We start from the raw sequence: 26689 nt of genomic DNA on the forward strand, positions 1-26689 counted from the left end.
CCGTGTGCCGATGCCCCGCGGGCACTCCCCACGGCACCGTGGAACCGTGATCGAAGTCAACGAACTGACGAAGAGATACGGCGCCACCACCGCCGTCGACGGCCTGACCTTCACCGTCCGACCCGGCCATGTCACCGGGTTCCTCGGCCCGAACGGCGCCGGGAAGTCCACCACGCTGCGGATGATCCTCGGCCTCAACGACCCCAGCAGCGGCACCGTCACCGTGGACGGGCAGCCGTTCCGCGGGCGCCGGCGCGGGCTGCGTCATGTCGGCGCGCTGCTCGACGCCCATGACGTGCACGGCGGACGCAGCGCCCGCGCGCATCTGTCCGCGCTGGCGCACAGCAACGGACTGCCCCGCCGCCGGGTGGACGAGGTCCTGGAGGAGGTGGGGCTGGGCACCGCCTCGCGGCGTCGCATCGCGGGTTTCTCGCTGGGAATGAAACAGCGGCTCGGCATCGCCGCGGCTCTGCTCGGTGACCCGCCGGTCCTGCTGTTCGACGAGCCGCTCAACGGGCTGGACCCGGAAGGGGTGCTGTGGGTGCGCGGCCTCTTCCGCCGGCTGGCCGCCGAAGGCCGTACGGTGCTGGTCTCCAGCCATCTGATGGGCGAGATGGAGCACACCGCCCAGGAACTGATCGTCATCGGACGGGGCGAGCTGATCGCGGCACAGAGCGTGTCGGAGTTCGCGGCGCGCGGCACCCCGCTGCGTGTGACCGTCCGTACGCCCGCCGCCGACCGGCTGTCGTCCGTCCTCACCGCACAGGGGGCGGCCGTCCGCCACGAGGACGACGGCTCGTGCACGGTGACGGGTCTGGGCCCCGCGCGCATCGGTGAACTCGCCCTCCACCACCGTGTCCCGCTGCACGAACTCGCCCCACGGGGCGCCTCCCTGGAAGAAGCGTTCATGGGACTCACCGCCGACAGCGTCCAGTACGGAGCGGGAGAGGGCCGATGAGCACGCAGACGGTGTCCGCCCCGAAGGCGTACACGCCCGCCCTCGACTCCCCCGCCCGGTTCCGCGGCCTCCTCGCCGCCGAGTGGATCAAGCTGTGGTCGCTGCGCTCCACGTACTGGGTCCTCGGAATCGGCCCCCTGGCCGTCGTCGGCATCAATGTGAACTCCGCCCTGTCCAATGCCGACCGGCTGGCCCATCAGCCCGAACTGCCGCCCCCTCCGCCGCCCGGCTTCCCCGCCAGGCCCGAGATGCTGTTCGACGCCATGTCGACCGCTTTCGTGGCCCCGGCCTGGCAGCTCCTCATGGTCCTGGCCGGGACGGTCGGCGCCCTCGCGGTCTTCGGCGAATACACCACCGGACTGATCCGCACCACGTTCGCCGCGGTCCCGGCCCGGGGTGCGGTGATGGCGGCCAAGGCGAGCGTCCTGACGGTCGTCATGCTCGCCCTCGGTGCCGTCGTCTCGGGCACCTCGTTCGGGGTCACCCAGGCGATCCTGCGGGATCACCACGGCCTGTCCATCGGCGATCCCGGGGCCCTGCGGGCTGTCGCCGCGTCAGCGTTGCTCGCCCCGATGTGTGCCCTCATCGGTATGGCCTTCGGCGCCCTCGTACGGCACGCCGCCGGCTCCGTCGTCGCGGTCGTCGGCGTACTGCTGCTGTTGCCGGCGCTCTTCCTGGGCGAGACCTACCGGTGGGTGAAGGAGATCGGCAACGCGATGCCGCTCACCTCGTGGCAGGCCCTCGTCCAGAATCCGGCCCGGGACTACAACCCCGACAGGTATCCGGTGCCGATCACCGAGGCGTGGATCGTCTTCGGGTCCTGGTCGCTGGTGGCGGTGGTCGTCGCGGTGGCCGTCGTACACCGTCGTGACGTGTGAGCGGTACGGGACGGAGGCGGTGGCCCTGCTCACCGGCCTCTGCCGCGAAGGCACCTGAGCTCCCGGGGGTGCGGCGTCACGGGCCCAGGAACGCCGCGGTGGCGTCCACGAAGCTGCCGGGGTCGTCGAGCCAGGGGTAGTGGCCGCCCCGCCGCTGCACGACGAGGGCGGCATCGGGGAAGAGCCCCGCGAGTTCCTCCACCGAGCGTGGCGGGCTGTTCAGGTCGAACTCTCCGGCGAGCACCAGCACGGGGGCCGTGCAGGCGCGGAGCGCCGCTCGGGTGGCCGCCGGGTCGAAGGCGCCGTCGGCGGCGAAGAGAGCGACGGCCTCCATGTTGGCCGGCCCGCTTGTGGCATGGTGCTCGCGCGCCGCGTCGTCCCAACGGCCGTAGAGGAAGGGCGCGATGGCCTCCCAGTCGCTGCCGGTCCCCTCGGTGATCGCCTCCAGGGCGGGGAACGCCGAGGGGAACCACGGCTCGTCACGCCGGGCCCGCGCCAGCGCGCGGCGCGTCTCCCCCGCGATGTCGATGCCGACGGCACGGGTGCCGGGGGCGATCAGGGCGAGTTTGGCGACCCGGTCCGGATGGCGGGCCGCGTACTGCGTCACGAGGTTCGCGCCGGCGGAGTGGCCGAGCAGGTCCAGCCGGGAGAGCCCGAGGTGGACGCGCAGCGCCTCGACGTCGTCGACCAGCCGGTCGCAGCGGTACGAGGAGGTGTCCTCGGGCACCGCGGAGCGTCCGGTGCCGCGAAGGTCCAGGGCGATCAGCTGCCGGTGCTTCGACAGGCCGCCGAGATCACCGAGGTACAGGGAGTCGGCGGGGCCTCCGGGGACGCAGACGACCGGGGAGCCTTCGCCGGTCACGCGGTAGGCGAGCCGGGTTCCATCGGGTGCGGAGAAAGTGGGCATGACCGGAACCATGCCACCCATAACCAGGTTATACAACCCGGTTATGACAGCGGCCCCCGCCCGGGTGTATAACCGGGACGTGGCAGGTGAAGAGCGCGAGCGACGGAATCCCGAGACGCTGACCGACGAGCAGGCCGAGCAGATGCTCGCCGAGATGAACGAGGTCATTCGCGCAGGCGACGAGATGCGCAAGCTGCGCGCCGCGATGATCCAGGTGTTCACCGGCCTCGGCTGGACCCAGGACCGCATCGCCCGGCTCACCGGGATGAGCCAGCCGGCCGTGTCCAAACAGGTGGCGAAGTACAGGACGGGCGAGCCGTCCCCTCCGGTGGAACTCGCCCTCGACCAGCAGGACGCCCCGTGGCTCGAAGGCCGCCTGTGGGGTCTCGCGGAGGAGATCGCCGAGACCCTCGGCGAGTCCGCCCGGTGCGGCCGCCACGTCCACGCCGTCGCCAGGGGGCGGAAGCGCTTCACTCCCCAGAGCATCGACGAACTGCGGCGCCTCGTCGAGGAGGACCTGAGAGCGCACGGGACGGCGCTGCCGGCCGGCTACCGGGACGCGTACGACAGGATCAGCCGCGGTCTGGACGTGCCCGCGAACGTCACCACCACCGCGACGGCCTCCGTGCGCCGCACTCTCGCATGCCGGCTCCAGCGCACCCGGCTCCAGGGCGGGGCAAACGGCAGGCCCTAGGGTGAGGAGTGCGGTACCCACCTCGACCCTAAGGACAAGTCATGCACGAGCGCTTCGACGTCGTCGTACTCGGAGCCGGCCCCGGCGGCTACGTCGCCGCCATCCGCGCGGCTCAACTGGGCAAGCGGGTAGCGGTCGTCGAAGAGAAGTACTGGGGCGGTGTGTGCCTCAACGTCGGCTGCATCCCCACCAAGGCACTGCTGCGCAACGCCGAACTCGCCCACATCGTCAACCACGAGGCCAAGACCTTCGGCATCAAGGTCGACGGGACCATCTCCTTCGACTACGGCGAGGCGTTCCGCCGCAGCCGCACGGTCGCGGACGGCCGCGTCAAGGGCGTCCACTACCTGATGAAGAAGAACGGCATCACCGAGCTGGACGGGCGGGGCACGTTCCTCGACGCGAACACCCTCCAGGTGGCCGGGGCCGACGGCACCACCCGGACCATCACGTTCGACAACTGTGTCATCGCCACCGGCGCCACCCCGCGCCTGCTGCCCGGCACCTCCCGCAGCGAACGCGTGGTGACGTACGAGGAGCAGATCCTCGCTGACGGTGTGCCGCAGTCGATCGTCATCGCGGGTGCCGGGGCCATCGGCATCGAGTTCGCGTACGTCCTCCACAACTACGGCGTGAAGGTCACGATCGTCGAGTTCCTCGACCGGGTCGCGCCGCTGGAGGACGAGGACGTCTCCAAGGAACTGGCGAAGCAGTACCGCAAGCTCGGGATCGAGGTCCTGACCTCCACCCGCGTCGAGTCGATCGACGAGTCGGGACCCCAGGTCCGCGTCACCGTCACCGGCAAGGACGGCGCCCAGAAGGTCCTGGAGGCCGACAAGGTCCTCCAGGCCATCGGGTTCGCGCCGAACGTCACCGGTTACGGCCTGGAGGCGGCCGGCGTCGCTCTCACGGAGCGCGGCGCGATCGACGTGGACGGCCGCTGCCGCACCAACGTGCCGCACATCTACGCCATCGGTGACGTGACCGCGAAGCTGATGCTCGCGCACGCCGCGGAGGCCATGGGTGTCATCGCGGCCGAGACCATCGCGGACGCCGAGACGATGGAGCTCGACTACCCGATGATCCCCCGCGCCACCTACTGCCAGCCGCAGATCGCCAGCTTCGGCTGGACGGAGGCGCAGGCGCGTGAGCGGGGCTTCGACGTGAAGGTCGCCAAGTTCCCGTTCACGGCGAACGGCAAGGCGCACGGCCTGGGCGACGCGACCGGCTTCGTGAAGATCCTCAGCGACGCCAAGTACGGCGAGATCATCGGCGCGCATCTGATCGGGCCCGATGTCACCGAGCTGCTGCCCGAGCTGACGCTGGCTCAGCAGTGGGACCTCACCGTCCACGAGGTGGCGCGGAACGTGCACGCCCACCCGACCCTGGGCGAGGCCGTGAAGGAGGCCGTCCACGGCCTGGCCGGGCACATGATCAACTTCTGAGGCGGGGCCGGGTCGGAGACAGCGGAGGGGGCCGAGGGCCGGGGCGAGGGGCGTGGCAAGCCGGGCCGCTGAGCCGTCGCCATGTTCCGGGGGCTGGTCAAAGCCGGGCGTGTGCGCAATGATCACGCCCGCGCCACCCCCCGCGTCCGGCGTAACCCGCACCACAACGGGAGGATGTACATGGCTCGCCGCACACCCCGCGCGCTGATCGCCTCGGCCACCGCCATCGTGGCTCTGCTCACCACGGCAGGAGCTGCCTCGGCCGCCGGGGCGAACCCCGCCCCGGCCGCACCGCAGGCAAGCGTCTTCATGGTCAACCCCGTCCAGTCCTCGGGCGATCAGTCGCTCGTCGACGCCAAGGACTCGGGCGACGCCGTGCCCGCATCGGCCTACGCCTCGGCCGCGCTGCGCAACCTCGACGGCAGCGGCGGACTCTCCGGACGGTGGGCCACTGTCAGGTCGGACACCGGTACGTCGGCGAAGACCGCCGACGCCGGCACGTACACCCGGCAGGACGACCAGTTCGAGCAGGTCATGGCCTACTTCTGGACCAACGAGGCACAGGAGTACCTCCAGGGCCTCGGCTTCGGCAGCGACCTGCCCGGCGCCAACGACCGCGCCCAGCCGCTGCGTATCAACCAGTGGGGTGCGGACAACTCCTTCTTCACCGACAAGAAGGCCGAAATCCGCTTCGGCAAGGGCGGGGTGGACGACGCCGAGGACGCCGAGGTGATCGTCCACGAGTACGGACACGCGGTGCACCACGCCCAGGTGCCCGGCTTCGGGACGTCGGTGGAGGCCGGGGCGATCGGCGAGGCGTTCGGTGACTACCTCGCGGTCGAGGTCGGCAGCAACGCCGCCTCGCGGTACGGCTGGCCGCTGAAGGCCGACCCGGCGTGCGTGGCGGACTGGGACTCGGTCGGTTACAGCGATGCTCCGCACTGCCTGCGCCGCATCGACACGGACAAGGTGTACGGGGACCGGGTGGGCGAGGTGCACGCGGACGGCGAGATCTGGTCCCGTGCGCTGCTCGACATCCGGCGGGCGCTCGGCGCCCGGGTGGCCGACCGGATCATCGTCAACGCCCAGTTCGGCTTCGCGCCCGACACCAGCTTCCAGGACGCGGCGCTGACGACGATCGCGACCGCACAGCGGATGTACGGCAAGAACGCGGCGGACGCGGTCCGCGCCGGCTTCAAGGGGCGCGAGATTCCGGGCGTCCAGTAGCCGGAGGTCACGGGGACCGCCGCCGCACGAGGGCGGTCCCCCTGTACCGGCCCCGCTTCCCACGGTCCGATCGCCGGGCGCTGCTGGGCCGGAGAGGTGAGAGCCGGGTCTGTCGCGGCCGCGCAGCGCCGGAATCCTTCACCGACCTGTTGGCCTGGTGTCCGCACCCCGCGGTACGGGGCTACGGAACCGAGGAAGGAACGGCCATGGGACACGGCGGTAACGTCATTGCGGAGCTGACTGCCGACCACCGCGAGGTGGAGGAGATGTTCGCGCGGATCGAATCGCAGCCGGTCGGCCATCCGGAGCGGCGGCACCTGGCCGACCAGCTGACCTCGGAACTCGTACGCCATTCGGTGGCCGAGGAGATGCATCTGTACCCGGCCGTACGCAGGCACCTCCCGGACGGCGACGAGCTCGCGGACAAGGAGATCGCCGACCACGGAAAGATCGAGCGCATGCTCAAGGACCTCGAGGAACGGGACGCCGAGGAGCCGGAGTTCAACGACCTCGTGGCGAAACTCAAGTTCGAGGTGGCCTCCCATGTACGCGAGGAGGAGAGCGACCTGTTCCCGAAGCTCGCGGCCTCGTGCTCGGCCGAGGAGCTGGAAAGCCTCGGGCAGCTGGTCCGCCGGGCCAAGGAGACGGCGCCGACCCGGCCGCACCCCTCCATGCCCGACGCTCCGCCCGCCAACAAGCTGCTCGCACCCGGGGCGGGGCTGGTGGACCGCCTGAGGGATCTGCTCAGCGGCCGGGATTCCTCGTCCTGAACCACGTCGGAGCCCGCCGTGCGCGTCCGGTGAACGCCACCGCCCCGTTCACACGCGCGCTCCGGCCACGAGGTCGGCCGTGCGGCCCGCGTCCTCCTCGGCGGGGTCGCGGGCCAGCAGGTCCAGGGTGAGGGCGGCGGTCCACCCGAAGTCGCGGGTGCCACGGGCCTCCGCGGTGAACGGGTCGACGTACTCCGCGAAGTCACTGGCTCCCGCGGCGGTGAGCATCGAGGTACGCAGGTGGTCCGCCGCGCCCGCCTGCCCGTACCGGCGCAGGCCGCGCTCCAGCAGCCAGTTGGTGTTGAACCAGGCCGGTCCGCGCCAGTAGCGGCCCGGGTCGAAAGCGGGTCCGGTGAGGTCGTACGACGGGACCATCGGGACCTCACCGAGCCGGAAGCCCGGGCCGGCCGCCGTGCGGATCATTGCGTCGGCGACGTCCTGCGGGAGTCCGGGCACGATGAGCGGGAGGAGACCGGCGACACTCCGTTCAGCGATCAGCTCAACGCCCACCAGGTCGCGGCAGAGGAACATCCCGTCGTCCGGCGACCAGAGCCGCTCCACCAGTGCCGCGGTGAGCAGCGCGGCCCGCTCCTCGTGCGGGGCGGGGTCGGCACCGGTCTCGGCGGCGATGCGCGCGAGCGCGTGCTCGGAGACGATCAGCAGGGCGTTGACCCCGGGGTCCTCGACGGCGAATGGGTGCCCGGTGCCCACGTCCGCGTATCCGCTGTCGCGGTAGTCACCGGCCAGGCGCACGTACCGCCCGTAGTCCAGATCCGTGGGACGCTCGGCGGCCGCTCCGTGGTCCAGGTCGGCGCGCCGGTAGGAGCCCGGTGCGGCCGGTTCGACGCGCCGCAGGGGCGCGTCCCAGCAGGGGCTGTTGTCCATGCCGGGCTCCCACGGGTGCACGACGGCGGCGAGGCCGCCGCCGCCCAGGTCGCGGGGGCCCGTGAGGTAGTCGTGCCAGGCCGTCAGCGCTCCGTACACCCGGGGCAGGAAGCCTCGGCTGCGCGAGGCCTCCGGGTCGGCCAGATGGACGAGCCAGGCGGCGAGCGCGTGAACGGGGGGCTGCACGATCCCGGACGTCTCGATGCCCGCCGGGGCTCCGGCCGCCGCACCCTCGCGCGAGGAGCGCCAGAAGTCGGGGCTCGGGAAGTAGGCGTCGAGCGGGACCGCCGGATTGAAGACGATGTGCGGAACGCGTCCGTCGGCCCACTGGGCACCGAGCAGCGTCTCCAGTTCCCGCTGGGCGCGGCGCACGGACAGATGGCGCAGGCCGATGGCGATGAACGCCGAGTCCCAGCTCCACTGATGGGGGTACAGGCCGCGGGAGGGGACGGTGGAGGCACCCGTCCAGTTGGCGTACAGCACCCGCGCGGCGCCGCGCCGGAGTGCCGGTTCGTCCGCTTCGGCGGGCACCGGGGAATCGAGCAGCGAGGTCATGCCGCCGGCCTCCGCACACCGCCGGCGCACCCCTGCGTCGACTCGGGCCGCCCGTACGGGAATTGGCGGGTGCCCTGGCAGGCGGTCTTCAGCATGGGTGCCTTTCGCGCCGGCGCGCGGCGCTGTACGGGTGGTTCGGGTCGGAGCGTCGCGGAACAGCCGGGCTCCGGCGTCCTCCGCGCGCGTCACAGACGGGTTTGTTCCCCGGGAGGGAGTTGGCTCGGTCTCGGCCGGCACACCGGAAGGGGAACCCGCTTGCTGACTTACGTTGAAGTTATCCCACAGTTATGTCTCACCAACAAGCAAAAGCGGGAGTGAGATGCCTAACGGTCACACGTAAGGCGGACGTGAGGACACAGGATGGCGATGAAGACCCGACGGTCCTGGACAACCGTCTCCGGACTCGCCGCGACCCTTGCCGCATGCCTGCTCGCAGGCTGCTCCGGCGCCTCGGGGGCGGACCGGAAGCCCGGCAACCGGATCACCCTGGCCAACGGGCTGGAGGTGTCGAAGACCGTTCCGACGGCCGGTTCCGTGGTACTCGCCGTCCCCGTGGTACTCCTGTTCTCCGCGTCCGAACACCTGCTCGTCGAGGGGCTGGCCAGCGGCGCGGACAAGGCTGACGCCCGGTCGGAGCGGCGGAGCCGGTACGGCGACGGCGCCGCGGGCGGCTTCCGGGCACGGACGAAGAGGACGAGGGCAGCGGGGATGGCAGGAAACCGGGCGAGTGCGGGACACCTGCTGCGGCTCATCCGCAGCGGCGAGGCCACGACCCGCGGGGAGTTGCAGCGGGCGACAGGGCTGTCCCGGTCGACCGTGGGGCACCGTCTGGACCAGCTCTTCGGCGCCGGCTGGCTCCGGGGGTCCGCCGGGGCGTCCACCGGAGGACGCCCGTCCGCCCGGCTGGAATTCGACCCCACGCACGCCGTCGTGCTGGTGGCCGATCTGGAGACCCGCCACGGACGCGCCGCCGTCCTCGACCTCGCCGGCACGATCCTCGCGGAGCGGACCGGTGAGCTGCTGATCGCGGACGGCCCCGATCCGGTGCTTGACCGGCTCGCGCGCTGGTTCGCTGCGCTCCTCGACGAGGCGGGCGTGGGACCCGGCCGGGTCTGCGGGATAGGCCTCTCCGTACCCGGCCCGGTCGACCAGGAGTCCGCGCGGATCGTGCAGCCGCCGATCATGCCGGGCTGGGACCGGTTCCCGGTACGGGAGCGGATGCGGGAGGCCTTCGCCGAGCACGTCGCTCCGCTCTCCGCCTCGGCCGAGCCGCTCCCGGTCCTCCTCGACAACGACGCCAATCTGATGGCGCTCGCCGAGCAGCGCGAGAACCACCCAGACTGCGGGGCGTTCGTCCTGGTCAAGGCGTCGACCGGCATCGGGGCCGGGGTCGTCGTCGCTGGTGAGGTCTACCGCGGGATCGACGGCGGAGCGGGTGACATCGGCCACATCCGGCTCCCCGACCGTACCGACGCCCTCTGCATGTGCGGCTCCCACGGCTGTCTGGCGGCCGTGGCCAGCGGCCGCTCCCTCGCGCAGCGGCTCACCGCGGCCGGCGTGCCCACCGCCTCCGGGTCCGATGTGCGCCGCCATCTGGCCGCGGGCCAGCCCGACGCCGTGCGGTTCGCCCGCGAGGCCGGCCGGTGCATCGGCGAGGTCCTGGCCACGGTGGTGACCCTGCTCAACCCCGGTGTCCTGGTGCTGGCGGGAGACCTCGCCGGAACCCCTTTCCTCACCGGGGTCCGGGAACTCCTCTACCAGCGGGCGCTGCCCCGGACCACCGCCCATCTCTCGGTGACGATCTCCACCCTCGGCGACCGCGCGGCGCTGGTCGGCGCGGCCACCATGGTCGTCGACCACCTCTACTCCCCCGACCGGGCGGACGCCCGGCTCGCCGCACGGGCCCGAGAAGACGGCGCCGGCCGGCCAGTCGGCTGACCGGTGGGGCCGGCCTCTCAGCCGCCGGCCGGCCGGCAGGGGCCGGCTCTCAGCCGCCGGCCGAGGACTGGGCCTCGGCCGCCGCACGGTAGAGCCGGCGCAGCCGCACCACGCCCAGGTCGTGCTGGTAGAGGTTCTCCCGCTGGTCGGCGTCGGCCGGCATGGCCTCCAGCATCACGCGGTCCTGCTCCAGGACGTCCCAGTGCCGCTCCTCGATCAGCGTCCGGTACAGGAAGCGCCAGGAGGCCCGCTGCCAGTCCTCGACCCTGCGGTAGCGCCAGAAGAAGACGCCGCAGCGCTGCTCGTCCACCGGGCACACCATGCCGACGATCCCGAACGGTCCGCCGGGGCCGGCGGACGGCGGGTACGGGATGGAGAGGTCCACCCAGTCCACGCCTGTGCGGCACAGTTCCACCCAGTCGAAGTTGACTCCGCGCTGGTCGGTCTTCTCGAAGAAGTAGCCCCGGCCGGTCTCCCGGATACGGAACTTGGCGGTCGTGTCACCGTCGAACATCGTGTGCGAGTCGTGGTGGAGGAAGGCGCCGTGCATCGGGTCGAGCAGGTTCTCCACGGCATAGCGCCAGGGAGTGTTCCACTCGGCGTAACAGAGGAACGCCTCCACCTCGGGGTCCGTCAGCGGCTCCGGGAGCGTCAGTTCGGCGGGCTCGGGATGCTCCTCGTCGCCGAAGTACGCGAGGACCGCACCGGCGACCTCGCGCACAGGCAGCGAGGTGACGAGTTTCTTGCCCTCCAGGCTGCAGCCGGGCAGTCCGGGGACGGAGGACACCGTCCCGTCGGACTCGACCTCCACGCCGTGGTACCAGCAGGCGACGCGGTCACCGAGGTGTTTGCCGAGCGACAGCGGCGCGCCGCGGTGCGGGCAGCGGTCGGCGAGCATGGACAGGGTGCCGTCGGAACGGCGGAAGAGCAGCCATTGCTCACCGAGCGCGGTCACCTTGCGCATCGCTCCGGGAGCCACGAAGTGCGAGGGGACGACCGCGTGCCACTGGTTGCGCAGTCCGGTGGCGTAGATGTGGTCCGCGGTGGCGGAGGACGACAGCGTCATGGTCAGGCTCCCAGTCGGTTCATCTCGGCGCGGAACGACCGCTCGGTCCATGGGGCGCCGTCCGGCCCGTGGACCTGACGTGTGTTCAGACCTCGTATCACGTCGGCCAGTTCGTGCCCCTCGTGGGTGAACACGTCTTCCAGGGTCGCGGCGAGCTTGTACTCGTAGGGGGTCGGCTCGTGGGTACGGGACTGGTGGACGTCCAGGCGGGGCCAGGTGTCGGTCACGGTGATGTCTCCTGGGGGTGCGGTCGAGTGGTCACAGGTCGAGGACGAGCCGGCTGCGGGAGGCGCACCGCGAGACGCAGATCATCATCGTGGTGCCGGCGGCGCGTTCGGCGTCGCTGAGCAGGAAGTCGCGGTGGTCCGGGGTGCCGTCGAGGACCCGCGTCTCGCAGGAGCCGCAGATCCCGTCGCGGCACGAGCTCGCCACGGTGAGCCCGGCGCCCTCCGCGGCGTCGAGGATGGAGGTGCCGGCGTCGACGGCGAGTGTCACCCCGGAGGCGCGGAACTCGACCTCGAACGCCTCGTCGTCGCCGGTTCGTTCCACGGCGGGTGCGGAGAACCTCTCCAGGCGCAGGCACTCCCCGGGGCAGCGCTCCTCGACGGCGGCGAGGAGCGGTTCGGGGCCGCAGGAGTACACCAGCGTGCCGGCGGGGAGCCCAGCGAGTGCGGCGGCCAGATCGATGTGGCCCTGTTCGTCCTGCGGGACGAACGTGACGTCGCCGCCGAGCGCGGTGAGTTCCGAGGTGAACGCCATGGAGGCGCGGCTCCTGCCGCCGTAGACCATCCGCCACGCGTCTCCCCGGCGGGCGGCCTCCCGGGCCATGGCCAGCAGGGGGGTGATCCCGATGCCGCCGGCGATGAACACGTAGCCGTCGGCGTCCTCCAGCGCGAAGTGGTTACGGGGTTCGGAGACGGTGACCTCCTGCCCGGGGCGCAGGTGGGTGTGTATGTGACGCGAACCGCCGCGTGAGGCGGGCTCGTTGAGTACGCCGATGCGGTAGACGTCGCAGATGTGCGGGTCGCCGCACAGGCTGTACTGGCGGATCCGGCCGCCCACATGGACGTCGAGGTGCGCGCCGGGCGTCCAGGGGGGCAGGGGTTTGCCGTCGGGATGGACCAGCTCGACGGACAGGACGCCCTCGGCCTCCCAGGTCATACGACGGACGATCAGCCGCAGCGAATGCTCGCTCATGGCGTGTTGCCTCCTTACCGGCAGTACGGGCGGGGCCGGGCTACTGGCCCGGAATCCTCACGGGCGGGGTGAACGGGGTCTTCATCGGGCCGAGTGCGCCCAGATCCACCTCGACGAGCGTCGGCCCGTCCGAGGCGACGGCCTCGGAGATCACCGGGCCCGCGTGTTCCTCTGCCGCGATGCGGGCGTAGGGCAACCCGCAGGCACGTGCGAGGAGTCCGAAGTCCGGGGTGACGAGGTCGACCCCGGAGCGACGCTCGCTGTAGCGGTCCTGCATGTTGCGCAGGACCCCGTAGCCACCGTCGTTGAAGACGATCAGGGTCAGCCGGGGCCGTTCCTGGGCGAGGGTGAGGAGTTCACCGAGGTGGACGGCGAGTCCGCCGTCCCCTGCCATCACCACGGTCGGCGTGTCGGGGCGGGCGAGCGCGGCGCCGATGCCCATGCCGAGTCCCTGCCCGATGCCGCCGCCACGCGGGAAGATGTTGTCCCGGGGGTCGTACATCTCCAGCAGCCGGTTGCCCCAGCTGCTGGAGGCGATGGTGACGTCGCGTGCGACGACGGAGTCGCGGGGCAGCGCGGCGCGGATCGCTTCGCAGATCGCGGCCTGGGGCCCGATCCCCGTACGGAGGACGGCCCGGACCTCGGTGCGGACGGCGGCGACACGGTCCGTCCAGCCGGTCTCGGCGGTCCCGGCGTGGGGCAGCAGGGCGTCCAGGGCGCCGGCCGCTTCGCCGTGCAGCGGGTGGGTGGCCGGGTGGACGCGGCCCAGCGCGGCGGCGTCGACATCGATCTGGATGTGCGCCGCGGGGAGCGCCAGCGTGTAGTCGGCGGTCTCGTTGGAGCGGAAGTGGGTCCCGACGGTGAGCAGCACGTCGGCGTCGGCGAGCAGGGCGCGCGCCGCGGGGGTGGTGGCGAAGTTGCCGATGACCTGCTGGTGGTCCTCGGGCACGGCGCCGCGACCGGAGTTCGAGGTGAGGAGCCCCGCGCCGGTGGCCTCCAGGAGCCGGGTCAGCTCGTCGCGGGCGGTGGCCGCACCGCCACCCGCCCAGATCAGCGGGCGGCGCGCCGAGGCCAGGAGGGCCCCTGCGGCGGTGAGTTCACCGTACGAGGGTTTGGGAGCGGCGACGGCGGGTGCGCTTTCGGGCTCGTCGGTCTGGGGAGCGTACTGGAGGTCGATGGGCCACTCCACGCTGGCCGGGCCGCCCGGTGGGGCGAGTGCCGACCGGGCCGCCTCGCGCAGGATGGTCCCGGCCCGGGCGGTGTCCGGGACGCTCGCCGCGTAGGTGGACACGGCCCGGAGCATGCCGAGCTGGTCCTTGGTCTCGTGGATGAATCCCCTTGCGCTGCCCAGGAATTCGCTCTCGATCTGCCCGGTGATGTGCAGTACGGAGCTGCCCGCGCTGAGCGCCTCGATCAGCGAGCCGGCCGCGTTGCCCGCGCCGGTCCCGGTGGACGTCAGGGCGCAGCCGATCGAGCCGCGGGCCCGGCCGTAGGCGTCGGCGGCGTTGACCGCGGACGCCTCGTGCCGTACGGGGACGAACCGCAGGTCGCGGTCGACGGCCTCGACGAGCGGGAGGTTGTGGACGCTGACGATGCCGAAGACGGTGTCGATGCCGAGTTCGCGCAGGACGGCGACGAGGAGATCGCCTCCGTTGTCGTGACGCATGGGGTCTCCTCAGAGGATGGAGCGGCCGACGCCGCCGCAGACGTCGATGCTGGTGCCGGTGATGTACGAGGCGCGGGGGGAGAGCAGGGAGACGACGGCGTACGCGACCTCTTCGGCGCGGCCGAGGCGGCCCAGCGCGATGCCCCGGTCGGCGGCGAGTTCGGCCTGCCAGTCCTCGTAGGCCATGCCGGAGTCCGCTGCCGCGTGGCGCCTGGTCCACTGGCCGGTGTCGATGAGCCCGAGGCAGACGGAGTTGACCCGGATGCCGTCGGCGGCCAGTTCGACCGACAGGGACTTGGAGAGGTTGAGGATGCCGGCGCGGGCGGCGCTCGTGGTGATCAGCCGGGTCTCGGGCTGTTTGGCGAGGACCGCGTTGATGTTGACGACGCTCGCCGTGCCGGAGGCGGCGAGATGGGGGCGCGCCGCCTGGAGGGGGTTCAGCACCCCGGCGAACTTCAGCTCCAGCTCGTCGCGCCAGTCCTCGGCGGTGGAGTCGTCGAGCCCCTTCATACGGGACTGTCCGGCGTTGTTGACGAGTCCGTCGATGGAGCCGAACCTTTCGGCGGTCCGGCGCACGAAGTCTCGTACGGCGTCGGCGTCCCGTACGTCGCAGACGCCGGTGAGCAGGCGGTCGCGGTCGGCGCCGAGGCCGGCCGCGGCCTTGGCCAGCCGGTCGGCGTCACGGCCGCAGGTCGCGACACCGGCGCCTTCGCGCAGGAGGGCGCGGACCGTGGCCAGGCCGACGCCCGAGCTGCCGCCGGTGACCAGGATGGTGCGGTCGGCGAGGCCCAGATCCATAACGTGTGTCTCCTGGGTTTCAGTTCATGGTGAAGCCGCCGTTGACGGCGATCACCTGTCCGGTCAGATAGCGGGATTCCTCGGCCAGCAGGAAGGAGACGATCCCGGTGAGGTCGTCCGGCTGCTGGGGGCGGGAGATGGCCCGGTTCAAGCGGTAGAGGTCGCGGCGTTCGGCGGGCACCGTCTCGGTCGCCTCGCACTCGGTGAGCCCGGGGGCGACCGCGTTCACGGTGATTCCCCTGTCGCCGAGCTCGCGTGCCATGGCCCGGGTGAGGGCGATGACCGCGCCCTTGGAGGCGATGTAATGAGCGAGGCGCGGAGAGCCGTACAGGGCGGCGTCCGAGGCGATGTTGACGATCCGGCCGGGTGCCGCGAAGAGCGGGTACAGGGCCTTCGAGACCAGCCAGGGGCTGCGGGCGTTGACCGTCATCAGCCGGTCCCACGTCTCGACGTCGAGGTCCTGGAACTCCTTGCCGCCGACGCCGTTGGCGAGGGCCGCGTTGTTGACCAAGCCGTACAGCGCGCCCAGTTCGCGCACGGTGGCCGCCAGGGCGTCCACCGATGCGGGGTCGGCGACGTCGCAGCGTACGAAGTGGGCGTCGATGCCCTCCGCGCACAGGTCCGCGACGGCGCGCTCGCCCCGCTCCCGCTCCAGTTCGGCGACGACGACGCGGAAGCCGTCGGTGCCTGCCCGGCGGGCCATGGCCAGTCCGAGGCCACGGCCCGCACCGGTGACGACGACGGTGCGTACGTCGGCCGGGGGCTGGTCAGCCACGGGTGACGCCGTGCATCGGCGAGTACGCGGGGTAGGTCGGCACCTGCGGCTTCTGCGTGCCGATGACCACGCAGAACAGGGCGTCGGTGTCGCCCTCGTTCTTGAGGGAGCGGGTCACTCCGGCCGGGACGACGATCATGTCGCGGTAGCCGAGGGTGCGGTACTCGGCCTCGTCGGGGCCGCGGTGGATACCGACCTTGACCTCGCCCTCCAGGACGAAGAAGGCCTCTTCGACGTCGTGGTGGGTGTGGGCCGGGCCCTCGGCGCCGGGCGGCAGCAGCATGTTGGAGAAGGTGAACCCGCCGGACGGCAGGATGCGGCTGTCGTTCTCGTGGTTGCCGGTGGCGCCCGATCCGACGTAACGGATCTGGCCGCGGCGGAACTGCGCGCCGGCCTTCTCCTGGAAGGAGAGGGTGTCGAAGTCGGCCACCCTGGAGGCCTTCGTCGCGATGAGGGAGTCGGTGTACGCGGACAGGTCGTCGCCGTTGTCGTACGCGGTGGTGGTCAGAGGCATGGCAGAGCTCCTACTCGGGGATGGCGGCGGTGATGCGGAGGTGGGAGAGGACCCAGGCGTTGAAGTGCCCGGGCTGCTCCTGATTGGCCAGGTGACCGGCGTCCTTGACGATCACGTAGGCGGTCTTGTGGATGGCCCCGGCGATGACCTGGCCGGCTTCGGTGCCGGTGACCCGGTCGTGTTCGCCGCAGAGCACGAGGGTGGGCGCGGCGATCGAGGGCAGTTCGGGGCGCAGATCGGTGGAGGCCATGGATTCGGCGGCGTACGCGTAGCCCGGCAGCCGTACCGACGCGGCCATGTTGTCCACGACGGCGCGCACCAGTTCGTCCGGTGCGTCCGGTGACACCAGGCGGGGGCCGCGGGCCTCGGCGAAGGCGCGTGGGCCGAGCTCGGCCAGATCGGTGGCGCGCGCCCGCATGCCCCGCGCCTTCTCCTCGTCCGTGCCCGAACCGGGGCTGGAGTCGGCGACGATCAGCGAGGCGACGAGCTCCGGGTGCCGGGTGGCGAGCCGGAGCGCGATCACCCCGCCCCAGGAGACGCCGAGGACGTGCGCGGTGGTGGCGCGTTCGCGGATGAGGGCGGCTGCCGCGTCCGCGTAGTCGTCGAGGCCGTACGGGGCGGCCGGATCGGCGGACCTGGCGTATCCCGGGGCGTCCCAGGCCAGGGCCCTCACGTACGAGGACAGTTCGGCGAGCTGTGGGGCGAAGGCGGCCGATGAGGAGCCGATGCCGTGGAGGCACAGCAGCAGGGGGCCCTGGTCACCGGCCTCCTCGACGTGGATCGCGGCGGTGTCGGTGGAGCTCACAGGATCTGCCCGGTCCGGCCGGCGAGCGCGGCGAGGCTGCGCAGGACGGCGTACGGCACGACCTGGCTGGTGGCGGGGTTGCCCGGGTCGGGCAGGTGGGCGACCTCGAAGCGGTACGAACCGTACGCACCGGACGCCTCGATCACATGGCGGGTGTGGTGCGCCGCCGGGTCGGCGACGACCTGGACCCGCACAGCGTCCAGGTCGCCGACGGCCAGCGCGACCGACGCGGCCACGTTCGTGGACTTGGGGAATTTCACCGGGACCTCGCGCGCGGTGCCGGACATGACCTCGACCGGTCCGGTCGCCGTCCGCATCCGGTGCAGCAACTCCGCCCCCATCCAAGGCTGTTCGAGGGTGGAGGGCAGTTTGGTCGTGGTCAGCCGGACCTCGGTCAGCGGGCCGAGTGAACGGACCGCCTGAAGCAGGTCGAGGCCGCCGACCGCGCCTCCCGTGAAGTACACCCGGCCCGGACCGGCCGCGAGCAGCCTCTTGGCGAGTTCGTCGTCGGTCAGCGCTCCGGTGGAGGCGATCAGCAGATCGGTGCCGGACTCCAGCACCCGCGTGCCCCATTCCCGTACGACGCCCTGGCCGGCCGCCTCCACGATCAGGTCGCAGGCGTCCAGGGCCTCTTCGAACGAGACCTGCCGGGCGGGCGCGGCCTCACCGAGCGGACGGTTGTCGACGACGCACAGCAGTTCCGCGCCCTTCACCCGCCCTTCGGCGAGCGCGGTGCCGACCACCCGGCCGATGGCGCCCCAGCCGACGATGCCGACTTTGCGTACGGTGCTCATGCGCCGGTCTCCTGGATGTCGAGGGGAGCGAGCGGGCCGGGGTCCGGCGCGCCCGCCATGTGGCGGCGGATCTCCATCGACGGCGGCCCTGCCGTCCCCCACAGGTCCGAGAGGTCCGGCACCCGACGCCACACGCGGGCGATCCAGGCGTCCTCGACGATCTGGGCGACCTCCGAGGTGTACTCGCAGACCAGCCCGGACGGGTCGGTGAAGTAGGAGAAGGTGTTGTTGCCCGGGCCGTGCCGACCGGGGCCCCACTGGGGGGTGATGCCGTGGTGGCGCAGCCGTCCCAGGCCCCGCATGAAGTGGTCGACCGAGGTCATCTCGTACGCCACGTGGTTCAGCGAGGTCCACTCGGCCTGGTTGAAGGCGATGCAGTGGTGGTCGGCGTTGCAGCGCAGGAACGCCATCTGGTGTTCGGACCAGTCGGAGACGCGGAGACCGAGCACATCGCGGTAGAAGGCGACGGCCGCGTCGATGTCGGTGGTGTTGAGTACGGCGTGCGTCACCCCGACCGGGACCGCGCCGTCACGGCCGCGTGGGACGACGGCCTCGACGTGGGCGCTGATCTCGATGAGACGCCCCTCGGGGTCGGTGAACCGCAACCCGTAGCCGCCGCCCGCCTGTTCCAGCGGACCGGGGCCGGCGACGGGGACGACGGAGCGCGCTTCGAGACGCCGCGCCGCTTCGTCGACCTCGGCGGGGGTCGCGACGGCGAAGGCGATCCGGCCGAGGCCGACCCGGTCCCGCTCGGCGAGGTGGAGGACGTGGTGCTCGTCACCCGTGCCGCGCAGCCAGCGCTCACCGGTGCCGGACTCGACGGTCTCCAGGCCCCAGACCTCTGCGTAGAAGTCGGCGGTCTCGGTGAAGGCCGGGGTGTGCAGCTCGACGTAGCGCAGTGAGCGGAGCCGGGCGATCGGACCGGGGGGTGGTTGGTGCATCGGTCTCTCCAGACGGACGGGCGTGCGGGGGGGGCTGCGGGTCAGTTGGCCCAGGGAAGCGGATGGCCGGAGGTGCCCCAGTACAGGGACTTCTGGCGCTGGTAGGCGCGGATCGCGTCGCGGCCCTTCTCCGTGCCGAGGCCGCTGTCCTTCCATCCGCTGAACGGGGTGGCGGCACTGAACTGCTTGTACGTGTTGATCCAGACGGTCCCCGCGTCGATCCGGCGGGCGAGCTGCCACGCGGCCCGCAGGTCCCGGGTCCAGATTCCGCAGGCCAGTCCGTAGACGGAGTCGTTGGCCTGTCGGACCAGGTCGTCCTCGTCGTCGTAGGGCAGGGCGACCAGGACCGGGCCGAAGATCTCCTCCTGGCAGGTCCTGGAGGTGTTCGCCAGGCCGTCCAGGACGGTGGGCAGGTAGTACGCGCCGTCCGCGTACCGCTCCCCCTCAGGCGCCGACCCTCCGCACAGCACCCTGGCTCCCTCGGAGCGGGCGAGGTCCACGTAGGCGGCGACGGAGTCGCGGTGGCGGTGGTGCACCAGGGGGCCGACCTGGGTGGCCGGGTCCGTGCCGGGCCCGACGCGGAGCCTGGCCACGCGTGCGACGAGTTCGCCGACGAAGGAGTCGTAGATCTCGCGTGCCACGAAGAGCCGGGAACCTGCGATGCAGGACTGGCCGCTGGATGAGAAGATCCCGAACAGGACGCCCGCCAGGGCCTGTTCGACGTCCGCGTCGGCCCGCACGATCGTGGGTGACTTGCCGCCGAGCTCCAGCGAGGCGGGGACCAGCTTGTGTGCGGCGGCCTCCGCGATGGAGCGCCCCGTCTCCGTACCGCCGGTGAATCCGATACGGCCGACGAGCGGGTGGCGCACGATGGCGTCGCCGACCACCCGGCCGCTCCCCGGCAGCACCGACAGCAGGGCGGTGGGCAGGCGGAACTCGTCGAGTGCCCGGCTGATCAGCCGGCCGAGGGCCAGCGAGACGAGAGGGGTCCAGGCCGCGGGCTTGAGGAGGACCGCGTTCCCCGCGGCGAGGGCGGGGGCGATCTTCTGGGCGTCGCTGGCCACGGGCGAGTTCCAGGGGTTGATCGCGCCGACGACCCCGATCGGCTCGTGGACGCTCATCGTGACGTACGGACCGCGGGAGGGTGTGAGCGCGTCCTCCGCCGTCTCCAGGGCGGCACCCATGTAGCGGAAGGTGCCCGCCGCGCTGAGCGCGAGGGCTCTGGTCTCGGTGAGCGTCTTGCCGGTGTCTGCGGTCTGCAGCGCGGAGAGCTCGTCGGCCGCCTCCTCGGTCAACTCGGCTATGCGGTACAGCAGCCGGGACCGTTCGTGGGCGAGCAGGTCACGCCAGGCGGGGTCCGCCACCGCCTTCGCGGCGGCCTCCGCCGCTTCGGCGACCTCCTCGGCCGAGGCCGAGTGGACGGTGGCGAGCAGGCGCCCGGTCGCCGGGTCGACGGTGTCGACGGGATCGCCCGCACCACGTCGCCACTGGCCCGCGATCAGGATGTCGGTGGGGAACTGCGGCACGGGTGGACCTCCGGGCGAGGCGACGGGAAGGGAGCGGGTTCCGGATGCGGGCGCCCAGGGGCGCTGTTGGCATCCGAACTACCGAAGTGCTCGAAATCTAAGGGCTTAACTATCTCGGCACAAGCCCCCAGGCCGAAATCGTTGCCCGCGAGCTCTTGAGCTGAGCGCCCATGGCGTCGACGATGAGGCGTGGAGTCGCCTGAATCTGGGTTTCTAACCGCTTAACCATTGACCGCTTAGATAACCGACCCTACTGTCTCCGCAACTCCACTGCCCGCGGAAGGACCCCTCCATGACGACTGTGGCCGGCAAGCCAGCACTCGGCTCCATAGCCGCGCGACTCGAACGACTGCCGCACTCCCGCTGGCACATCAAGGTCCGGTTCCTGATCGGCGCCGTCACCTTCTTCGAGGCGTTCGACCAGCTCCTGGCCGCCTCCGCTCTGCCCGTCCTCATGAAGGAGTGGGACCTCACCACCGGGCAGGCCACCTTCGCGGTCACCTCGGCCTCCATCGGCATGCTGCTCGGAGCCCTGGCCGCCGGCTGGCTCGGCGACCGGATCGGCCGGGTGCGCACCGTCGCCCTGGGTGTCGCGGTCACCGGGCTCGCCAGCCTCGCCGTGGCCTTCTCCGGCAGCATCGAGACCTTCTCGATGTTCCGGTTCGTACAGGGACTGGGCATCGGCGGTGTCGTGCCCGTGGCGGCCACGTACATCAACGAGATCGCCCGCTCCGACAAACGGGGCCGGTTCGTCCTGCTCTACGAGATGATCTTCCCGGCCGGACTCGCCGCCGCCACCCTGCTCGCCGTGTGGGTGGTCCCCGCCTTCGGCTGGCGCGCCATGTTCGTCGTCGGCACGCTGCCCGTACTGATCGCCGCGCTGCTCCCCCGCCACGTCGCGGAGTCCCCTCGCTGGCTGCTGGCCCGAGGACGTACGGCGGAGGCGGAAGCGGCGATCAGCCGCATCGAGGCGGAGGTCGCCCGCGCCACCTCCGAGGAGCTGCCCGCGCCCGCCCCCGCGCCGCACATCTCCGAGGCGACGCCCCAGGGCCGCCTCGCCGACCTGTTCCGTGGCCGCTATCTGCGGCGCACCGCGGTGCTGTCGGGCCTGTGGTTCGTCGCGTACTACGTCAACCACGGCATCTCCACCTGGCTGCCGTCGCTCTACACCAAGCAGTTCGGGCTGGACCTGACCACGGCGCTCGTCTACACGCTGCTCAGCAATGTCACCGGCCTGCTCGGCACCTTCGTCATGGCCATGCTGGTCGACCGCATCGGCCGCAGGCCCGCACTGACCGGCGCACTCGTCGGCACCATGCTCTCCCTGGGCGTGCTGGCGCTGGCCGGGGCCACCTCCGGCGTACAGGTCGCGGTCTTCGCGTCCTGTACGACCTTCTTCCTGTACGCGATCAACGCGGGGCTCTACCTGTACTCTCCCGAGCTCTACCCGACGCACAACCGCGCCAAGGGCGCGGCGTTCGGCGGTCTGTGGAACCGGATCGGCGTGATCCTCGGCCCGGTGGCCGTCGGCGCGGTCATCGGGGCGGGCGGCAGCCTGTCGCTGGTGTTCGCGCAGCTCGCCGCGGTGGCCGCGGTGGGTGCCGTGATCGCCTGGTTCGCCGTGGAGACCAAGGGCAGGACGCTGGAGGAACTCAACTCCTGACCCCGATCTCCTCAGCGGTAAGATTCTCAGCACCGTGAGAATCTGACGGATGCCGTACGAGGGGGATGGGCATGGCTGCATCGAGACCGGCGGACCGGGACGCCGTCGCGAACGTGATCGAGGATTGGGCGCGTGAACGGCCGGAGCTGGACACCAGCCCGCTGGAGGTCCTCGCCCGGCTGCACCGCTCCTTCCTGCGCTACAGCACCAGACTCACCACATCGATCGATCGTCATGGTCTGTCCGTGGCGGGCTTCGACGTACTGACCGCGCTGCGCCGGTCGGGAGAGCCGTACCGGCTGACCGCCGGGCAGCTCGCCGACTCCGGGCTGGTGTCCTCGGCCGGTGTGACGCTGCGGATCGACCGTCTGGAGAAGGACGGCCTCATCGTGCGTGAGCGGGACGCCGACGACCGCAGGGTCGTCTACTCGCGTCTGACCGACAAGGGCCTCACGACGGTGGACACCGTGTTCACGGAACATCTCGACAACGAACGCCGGATGCTCGGCGGACTGTCGCCGTCCGAACGCCGCCAGCTCGCACGCCTGCTGCGCAAGCTGGAGTCGTCGATCGTCGACTCCGACGAGGAGCCGGCTCCCGCCACGTAGAACCGTGTTGCTCGTAATCTCCGGAAGCCTCCCCTCCGCAGAAGAGGCGTTCCTATGATCGTTCTCGGCTCCCGCGGGAAGCGGGAGAACGACAGGAGGAGGGGACCATGTCGAACATGTCCAGACGGTCACTGCTGGGGTATTCGGGGACGGCCGCGGCGGGCGCGGTGTTCGCCTCGGCCGGGACGGCCGCGGCCGATGGCACAGCGCAGTCGGCCGCGGCGGAGTTCGCGCCGGGGACCAGGTTCGAGGCCAGCTCGAGCATGGCCGAGTCCGACCTCATGATGGAAATGACGTTCAGCGTGCGGGTGGACTGGCCCAACGGCTACCCGTCGGCGCAGGACATCACCCCCCTGGAGATCGCCAACGCGCTGTCCGCGATCGCCGAGTCGAAGGGCTGGCCGCCGATCACGTTCTACGGCGCACAGCCCCCCGCGGCCCTGAACTGACGTACGCACAAGGAGGGTCGAGGGGGCACGTCCGTTCCCGGACGAGTCCCCCGGCCGCTCCACCGCCGAGCACCGATTGACGGCGGGGCCGGGCGGTGTGACGATGCGCCGATGCCCGACCTACACTCCCGGATGGCCTCTCGGGGCAGTGACCTCACCGCGGCCGTGGTCGCCCGTTGCGCTGCGGAGGTGCCGTTCTACGGGGAGCTGCCACGCCGGACGCTCGAAGGCGAGGTGACGCGCTCGGTCACGGCGGTGCACGGACTGCTGCTTCGGGCCCTGCGGGACGGCGGCGCGATGGGTCCGGGCGATCTGACCCGGCTTATCGAGTGGTCCGCCCGGCGGGCGGAGGAACGTGTGCCCCTGGAGGCGGTGACCGCCGCCTATCTGATCGGCGCCGAGGCCTGGTGGCAGGTACTGACCGAAACGGCGGAGCCCGGGGAACTGGCCGGGGCGGGGGCGAAGCTGCTCGCCTGCCTGCACGCGGCCATGCCCGCGGTGGTGCGCGCCCATCTGAACGTGCAGGAGGACCTCCACAGCGAGGACAAGCGGGTACGGCGCGCCCTGCTGACCGCTCTCCTGGAGGGCCGGCCGTACGAGGAACTGGCGGAGGCGGCGGGGGTCATGGTGGCCGGCGCGCACGAGGTCGTGGTCCTGGCCTTCGAGTCGAGCCCGCCGGCCAGGCTGGTGCAGTCGTCGCTCGACGCCCATGCGGGCGTTCCGGTGCTCATGGACCATGTCGCCGGGATCGCGCTGCTGCCGGCCGGCTCCGATCTGCCCGGTCTGCTGGCCGGGCTCGCACGCGAGACGGCGGAGCGCGTGTTCGCCGCCGCCTCCCCGGCCGGCGAGCCCGCGGCCGTTCCGGCGGCGGCGGCGGAGGCCGGACGCGTACTGGAACTCGTCCGGCGGCTGGGCCGTCCGCCCGGGTTGTACCGCCTTGACGACGTCCTGCTGGAGTATCAGCTCGCCCGCCCCGGTGCGGCACTGACCCGGCTCGCGGGGAAGCTCGACCCGCTGGAGCAGTACCCGTACCTGCTGGAGACACTGCGGGTGTTCGTCGGCCTCGGACACAACCGCCGCCGGAGCGCGCTGGAGTTGTGCGTCCACCGCAACACCCTGGACTACCGGCTGCACCGGGTGAGCGCCCTGACCGGCCTGGACCTCGCGGTCCCCGCCGAGGCGCGGCTGCTCCAGGCGGCGCTCGTCGCCAGGGATCTGGCCTAGGGACTGCTCCGGGCGGGGGCCGGGTCAGACCTAGCGGACACGGCCCAGGGTCTCTGGAGCCACATGCGCAGCTCCTTCTCCCGAGGCGCGAGCGTCACGCCCGTGCCGGGGTGATCGAAGACCATGACCGGCAGATGTGAGCCCCAGGCGGACCATCCGGGATTTCCCGAGGCGGCGAACGCCACCCAGGCCCGGTGCATGGTGTCGGCCAGCGGCTGGGGAGCGCCGGGACCGGTCAGCGACTCGGCGTGGCGCAGGTTGTCGAAGACGAAGCCGATCTCCAGCGCATGGCAGGCGCCGAGGTCGAGGACCGGCGAGCGCCAGGCGAACTCGTAGACGTACGTCCGGGACGGCCGGGAGTCGGCGAGCCGGTTGAGGGGTGCGCGCAGCAGCAGGTCGGTGGCCATCTCGCCGAGGATCACCCCGGGCCGGGCGCCGGGCCGGGTGGACCTGTACAGCCGGGCGACCCGTCCCGGGATGCGGAACCTCAGCAGGGCCAGGCGCAGCGTGAGGGCGCTGATGCGGTCCACCGCCCCGGTCGGTACGAACCACAGCCGGTACTCCTCCCGGTTGTACCCGAGCAACAGGTCGGCCTCGGGGAGCGGGGGGGCGGCGAGGACCACGTCGTCGTCGACCACGATGTGGAAGCCGGGCCCCCCGCTGATCGGGTCGGCCTTGCCGATCACCGCGGTCTGCGCGTCCAGCAGCCGTTCGCGGTCCACCGCGGCGAAGGCCTCCGCCGTGGCCGGCACCCGCAGTGCCCTCGCCATCGAGCGCACGGTCTTCGCGCCCTTGCCACGCGACACCGTCTGCGGCGGGCCGCTCTGCAGGACCGCCCGGTGGAACAGGCCGGCCGCCCGGGGGCTGGTCGTCAGGGCCGCGATGCTGATCGCTCCGGCCGACTCGCCGCACACGGTGACGTTCGCCGGGTCTCCGCCGAAGGCGGCGATGTTCTCCCGCACCCAGGCCAGGGCCGCGATCTGGTCCAGCAGGCCGCGGTTGTCGGGTGCGTCGGGGAAGACGCCGAACCCTTCGACTCCGAGCCGGTAGTTGACGGAGACGAGGACCACGCCGTCGCGCGCGAAGGCGCTGCCGTCGTAGAGCGGCAGGCTCGCCGAGCCGTTGCGGAGCGAGCCGCCGTGGATCCAGACCATCACCGGCAGCGGCTCCCCTACGGCTGCCGCGGTCCATACGTTGAGGTTGAGGCACCCGTCCCCGGGGATGGACCGCTCGGGAATCAACCGGTCGAGGGGCGGCCGGTAGGGCCGTTGGGGGGCGGTCGGTCCGTGCTCCACCGCGTCGCGCACGCCCTCCCAGGGTTCGACGGGAGCGGGCGCGCGGAAACGGTGGGCGCCGAACGGCGGGGCGGCGTAGGGGATTCCGAGGAAGGCCGCGATCCCCTCCTCGACCCGGCCCCGGAGCCTCCCCTGCCGGGTGGTCACCACGATGTCCATCTCGGTCCTTTCACGACGATCGGTCGGCGAACCGGCTTACGGGTTGCCGGAGGGGAACCGGGTGGCCAGGTCGTTGCGGCGGACATCGGACCAGGTGGTGGTGTCGGTGCAGATGCCGCACCCGGTGCCGAAGAACTCGGTGCCGGCCGCTTGGTCGCCCATCAGGTGCGCGCGGAACCACGCGGTGGTCGGCGCGGCGAACGGGCCGGGGTCGTCGGCCACGGTGAAGTGGTCGGCCCCGCGCAACTCGCCGTAGAGGGCCGGGATGTGGTCGGCGTCGTCGTAGAACGCCTTGACGAGGAACGGGAAGACGATGCTGTCGTCCTGGCCTGCCAGGAGGAGGGCCGGGCCGTGTACGCCGTCGATGTCGGCCAGCGGCCCGGGCTGGATCGGCAGGACGGTGTCCACACGCGGGTCCGCGCCGACGACGATGGCCGCCGCCCCGCCCTGGGAGTGCCCCGAGGCACCGATGTGTTCGAGGTCGACACGGTCGCGGAAGATGCTGCCCGGGTCGGTGTTCCTGCGGGTGAGCATGTCGATGCCGGCGCGCATGGAGACGCCGGGGTTGGACTGCGGGGTGTTGGCCGCGGCGACGATGAAGCCCTGGCCGGCCCAGTGGAGCAGCAGGTCCCGGTAGACGACGGGGAAGGCGAACGTGCCGTTGCCCCACACGATCACGGGGTGGCGGCGGTCGCTCCGGGCGATGTCACGCGGGTAGTACAGAGTGGTCACCGGCCCGACTTCCACGGCGGTGGCGTACGGGCCCGGAGCACCGAAGTCACTGGTGGCCGGGAGCGCGCCGGCCGGGGCCGACGCCGAGGCGGCGCCCCCGCCGGCCGGGACGGACAGGGCGAGGGCGAGCGCGACCAACGGGACGAGGAGCTTCGTTCTCCACACCACGGCGACTCCAGACATCACGGTGACCCGGATCTTTCGCCGGATCACATCTGCG

Annotated in this window: 26 protein-coding genes; 11 read left to right on the top strand and 15 right to left on the bottom strand. The window is 71.8% G+C overall.

What is annotated here, in order from left to right; translation table 11 throughout:
• Positions 1 to 46: 46 nt before the first annotated feature.
• Complete coding sequence (locus AC07FA_RS30970; RefSeq protein ID WP_479079633.1) at positions 47 to 958, top strand: ABC transporter ATP-binding protein; 912 nt, start codon at positions 47 to 49, stop codon at positions 956 to 958.
• Positions 955 to 1836 carry an ABC transporter permease gene (locus AC07FA_RS30975; RefSeq protein ID WP_479079634.1) on the top strand — a complete coding sequence of 294 codons (882 nt, stop codon included), beginning with the start codon at positions 955 to 957 and terminating at the stop codon, positions 1834 to 1836. Before AC07FA_RS30970 ends, AC07FA_RS30975 begins: the two co-directional genes overlap by 4 nt.
• Before the next feature lie 76 nt (positions 1837 to 1912).
• On the opposite strand, the gene AC07FA_RS30980 is transcribed toward AC07FA_RS30975, so the two are convergent.
• On the bottom strand, positions 1913 to 2743 hold the full coding sequence (locus tag AC07FA_RS30980; protein WP_479079635.1) for an alpha/beta fold hydrolase: 831 nt from the start codon (positions 2741 to 2743) through the stop codon (positions 1913 to 1915).
• 79 nt (positions 2744 to 2822) lie between these two features.
• Between AC07FA_RS30980 and AC07FA_RS30985 the strand changes: the two genes are divergently transcribed.
• From AC07FA_RS30985 to AC07FA_RS31000, 4 genes are all read left to right on the top strand, one after another.
• Positions 2823 to 3437, top strand: a complete 615-nt coding sequence (locus tag AC07FA_RS30985) for a sigma-70 family RNA polymerase sigma factor (RefSeq protein ID WP_479079636.1) — start codon at positions 2823 to 2825, stop codon at positions 3435 to 3437.
• Positions 3438 to 3478: 41 nt separating this feature from the next.
• On the top strand, positions 3479 to 4882 hold the full coding sequence (lpdA, locus tag AC07FA_RS30990; protein ID WP_479079637.1) for a dihydrolipoyl dehydrogenase: 1404 nt from the start codon (positions 3479 to 3481) through the stop codon (positions 4880 to 4882).
• A 180-nt stretch (positions 4883 to 5062) separates the two neighbouring features.
• Positions 5063 to 6109, top strand: coding sequence for a M36 family metallopeptidase (locus AC07FA_RS30995; protein ID WP_479079638.1), 1047 nt, complete (start codon positions 5063 to 5065; stop codon positions 6107 to 6109).
• Positions 6110 to 6315: 206 nt separating this feature from the next.
• Positions 6316 to 6879 (top strand): hemerythrin domain-containing protein, encoded by a 564-nt coding sequence (locus AC07FA_RS31000; protein ID WP_479079639.1) that lies wholly within the window; start codon positions 6316 to 6318, stop codon positions 6877 to 6879.
• 48 nt (positions 6880 to 6927) lie between these two features.
• Here AC07FA_RS31000 and AC07FA_RS31005 read toward each other — a convergent pair whose 3' ends face one another.
• Positions 6928 to 8319 carry an MGH1-like glycoside hydrolase domain-containing protein gene (locus AC07FA_RS31005; RefSeq protein WP_479079640.1) on the bottom strand — a complete coding sequence of 464 codons (1392 nt, stop codon included), beginning with the start codon at positions 8317 to 8319 and terminating at the stop codon, positions 6928 to 6930.
• 708 nt (positions 8320 to 9027) lie between these two features.
• Here AC07FA_RS31005 and AC07FA_RS31010 point away from each other — a divergent pair.
• A complete protein-coding gene (locus AC07FA_RS31010) occupies positions 9028 to 10257 on the top strand; it encodes an ROK family transcriptional regulator (protein ID WP_479079676.1) in 1230 nt (409 codons plus the stop codon).
• A gap of 49 nt (positions 10258 to 10306) precedes the next feature.
• On the opposite strand, the gene AC07FA_RS31015 is transcribed toward AC07FA_RS31010, so the two are convergent.
• The 11 genes from AC07FA_RS31015 to AC07FA_RS31065 are packed head-to-tail and all read right to left on the bottom strand — an operon-like array spanning position 10307 to position 20339.
• Positions 10307 to 11323, bottom strand: a complete 1017-nt coding sequence (locus tag AC07FA_RS31015) for a Rieske 2Fe-2S domain-containing protein (RefSeq protein ID WP_479079641.1) — start codon at positions 11321 to 11323, stop codon at positions 10307 to 10309.
• 2 nt (positions 11324 to 11325) lie between these two features.
• Positions 11326 to 11556 carry a recombinase-like helix-turn-helix domain-containing protein gene (locus AC07FA_RS31020; RefSeq protein ID WP_479079677.1) on the bottom strand — a complete coding sequence of 77 codons (231 nt, stop codon included), beginning with the start codon at positions 11554 to 11556 and terminating at the stop codon, positions 11326 to 11328.
• A 25-nt stretch (positions 11557 to 11581) separates the two neighbouring features.
• A complete protein-coding gene (locus AC07FA_RS31025; RefSeq protein WP_479079642.1) occupies positions 11582 to 12520 on the bottom strand; it encodes a PDR/VanB family oxidoreductase in 939 nt (312 codons plus the stop codon).
• Between the two features lie 40 nt (positions 12521 to 12560).
• Positions 12561 to 14186 (bottom strand): thiamine pyrophosphate-binding protein, encoded by a 1626-nt coding sequence (locus AC07FA_RS31030; RefSeq protein ID WP_479079643.1) that lies wholly within the window; start codon positions 14184 to 14186, stop codon positions 12561 to 12563.
• Between the two features lie 9 nt (positions 14187 to 14195).
• Positions 14196 to 14984 (bottom strand): SDR family oxidoreductase, encoded by a 789-nt coding sequence (locus AC07FA_RS31035; RefSeq protein ID WP_479079644.1) that lies wholly within the window; start codon positions 14982 to 14984, stop codon positions 14196 to 14198.
• A gap of 19 nt (positions 14985 to 15003) precedes the next feature.
• Positions 15004 to 15759: an SDR family oxidoreductase gene (locus AC07FA_RS31040; protein ID WP_479079645.1), complete on the bottom strand. Its 756-nt coding sequence runs from the start codon at positions 15757 to 15759 to the stop codon at positions 15004 to 15006.
• A complete protein-coding gene (locus tag AC07FA_RS31045; RefSeq protein WP_479079646.1) occupies positions 15752 to 16273 on the bottom strand; it encodes a cupin domain-containing protein in 522 nt (173 codons plus the stop codon). The genes AC07FA_RS31040 and AC07FA_RS31045 overlap by 8 nt, the downstream gene beginning before the upstream one ends.
• Positions 16274 to 16283: 10 nt before the next feature.
• Entirely contained in the window at positions 16284 to 17078 is a 795-nt protein-coding gene (locus AC07FA_RS31050; protein WP_479079647.1) for an alpha/beta fold hydrolase, read from the bottom strand.
• Positions 17075 to 17872, bottom strand: a complete 798-nt coding sequence (locus AC07FA_RS31055; protein WP_479079648.1) for an aspartate dehydrogenase domain-containing protein — start codon at positions 17870 to 17872, stop codon at positions 17075 to 17077. Before AC07FA_RS31055 ends, AC07FA_RS31050 begins: the two co-directional genes overlap by 4 nt.
• Positions 17869 to 18813 (bottom strand): VOC family protein, encoded by a 945-nt coding sequence (locus AC07FA_RS31060; RefSeq protein WP_479079649.1) that lies wholly within the window; start codon positions 18811 to 18813, stop codon positions 17869 to 17871. Before AC07FA_RS31060 ends, AC07FA_RS31055 begins: the two co-directional genes overlap by 4 nt.
• Positions 18814 to 18854: 41 nt before the next feature.
• Positions 18855 to 20339, bottom strand: coding sequence for an aldehyde dehydrogenase family protein (locus AC07FA_RS31065; RefSeq protein WP_479079650.1), 1485 nt, complete (start codon positions 20337 to 20339; stop codon positions 18855 to 18857).
• Between the two features lie 292 nt (positions 20340 to 20631).
• Between AC07FA_RS31065 and AC07FA_RS31070 the strand changes: the two genes are divergently transcribed.
• The 4 genes from AC07FA_RS31070 (at position 20632) to AC07FA_RS31085 (ending at position 24283) form a co-directional block, all read left to right on the top strand.
• Positions 20632 to 22002 carry an MFS transporter gene (locus tag AC07FA_RS31070; RefSeq protein WP_479079651.1) on the top strand — a complete coding sequence of 457 codons (1371 nt, stop codon included), beginning with the start codon at positions 20632 to 20634 and terminating at the stop codon, positions 22000 to 22002.
• A 71-nt stretch (positions 22003 to 22073) separates the two neighbouring features.
• Positions 22074 to 22610, top strand: coding sequence for a MarR family winged helix-turn-helix transcriptional regulator (locus AC07FA_RS31075; RefSeq protein WP_479079652.1), 537 nt, complete (start codon positions 22074 to 22076; stop codon positions 22608 to 22610).
• Between the two features lie 107 nt (positions 22611 to 22717).
• Positions 22718 to 23059, top strand: a complete 342-nt coding sequence (locus tag AC07FA_RS31080) for a hypothetical protein (protein ID WP_479079653.1) — start codon at positions 22718 to 22720, stop codon at positions 23057 to 23059.
• 111 nt (positions 23060 to 23170) lie between these two features.
• Positions 23171 to 24283: a PucR family transcriptional regulator gene (locus tag AC07FA_RS31085; RefSeq protein WP_479079654.1), complete on the top strand. Its 1113-nt coding sequence runs from the start codon at positions 23171 to 23173 to the stop codon at positions 24281 to 24283.
• Here AC07FA_RS31085 and AC07FA_RS31090 read toward each other — a convergent pair.
• Together AC07FA_RS31090 and AC07FA_RS31095 are read right to left on the bottom strand one after the other, a co-directional pair.
• Positions 24280 to 25737 carry a carboxylesterase/lipase family protein gene (locus AC07FA_RS31090; RefSeq protein WP_479079655.1) on the bottom strand — a complete coding sequence of 486 codons (1458 nt, stop codon included), beginning with the start codon at positions 25735 to 25737 and terminating at the stop codon, positions 24280 to 24282. The genes AC07FA_RS31085 and AC07FA_RS31090 overlap by 4 nt on opposite strands.
• 36 nt (positions 25738 to 25773) lie before the next feature.
• On the bottom strand, positions 25774 to 26637 hold the full coding sequence (locus tag AC07FA_RS31095) for an alpha/beta hydrolase family protein (protein WP_479079656.1): 864 nt from the start codon (positions 26635 to 26637) through the stop codon (positions 25774 to 25776).
• Positions 26638 to 26689 lie beyond the last annotated feature (52 nt).

The sequence above is a fragment of the Streptomyces sp. NPDC045968 genome (genome assembly GCF_056430475.1).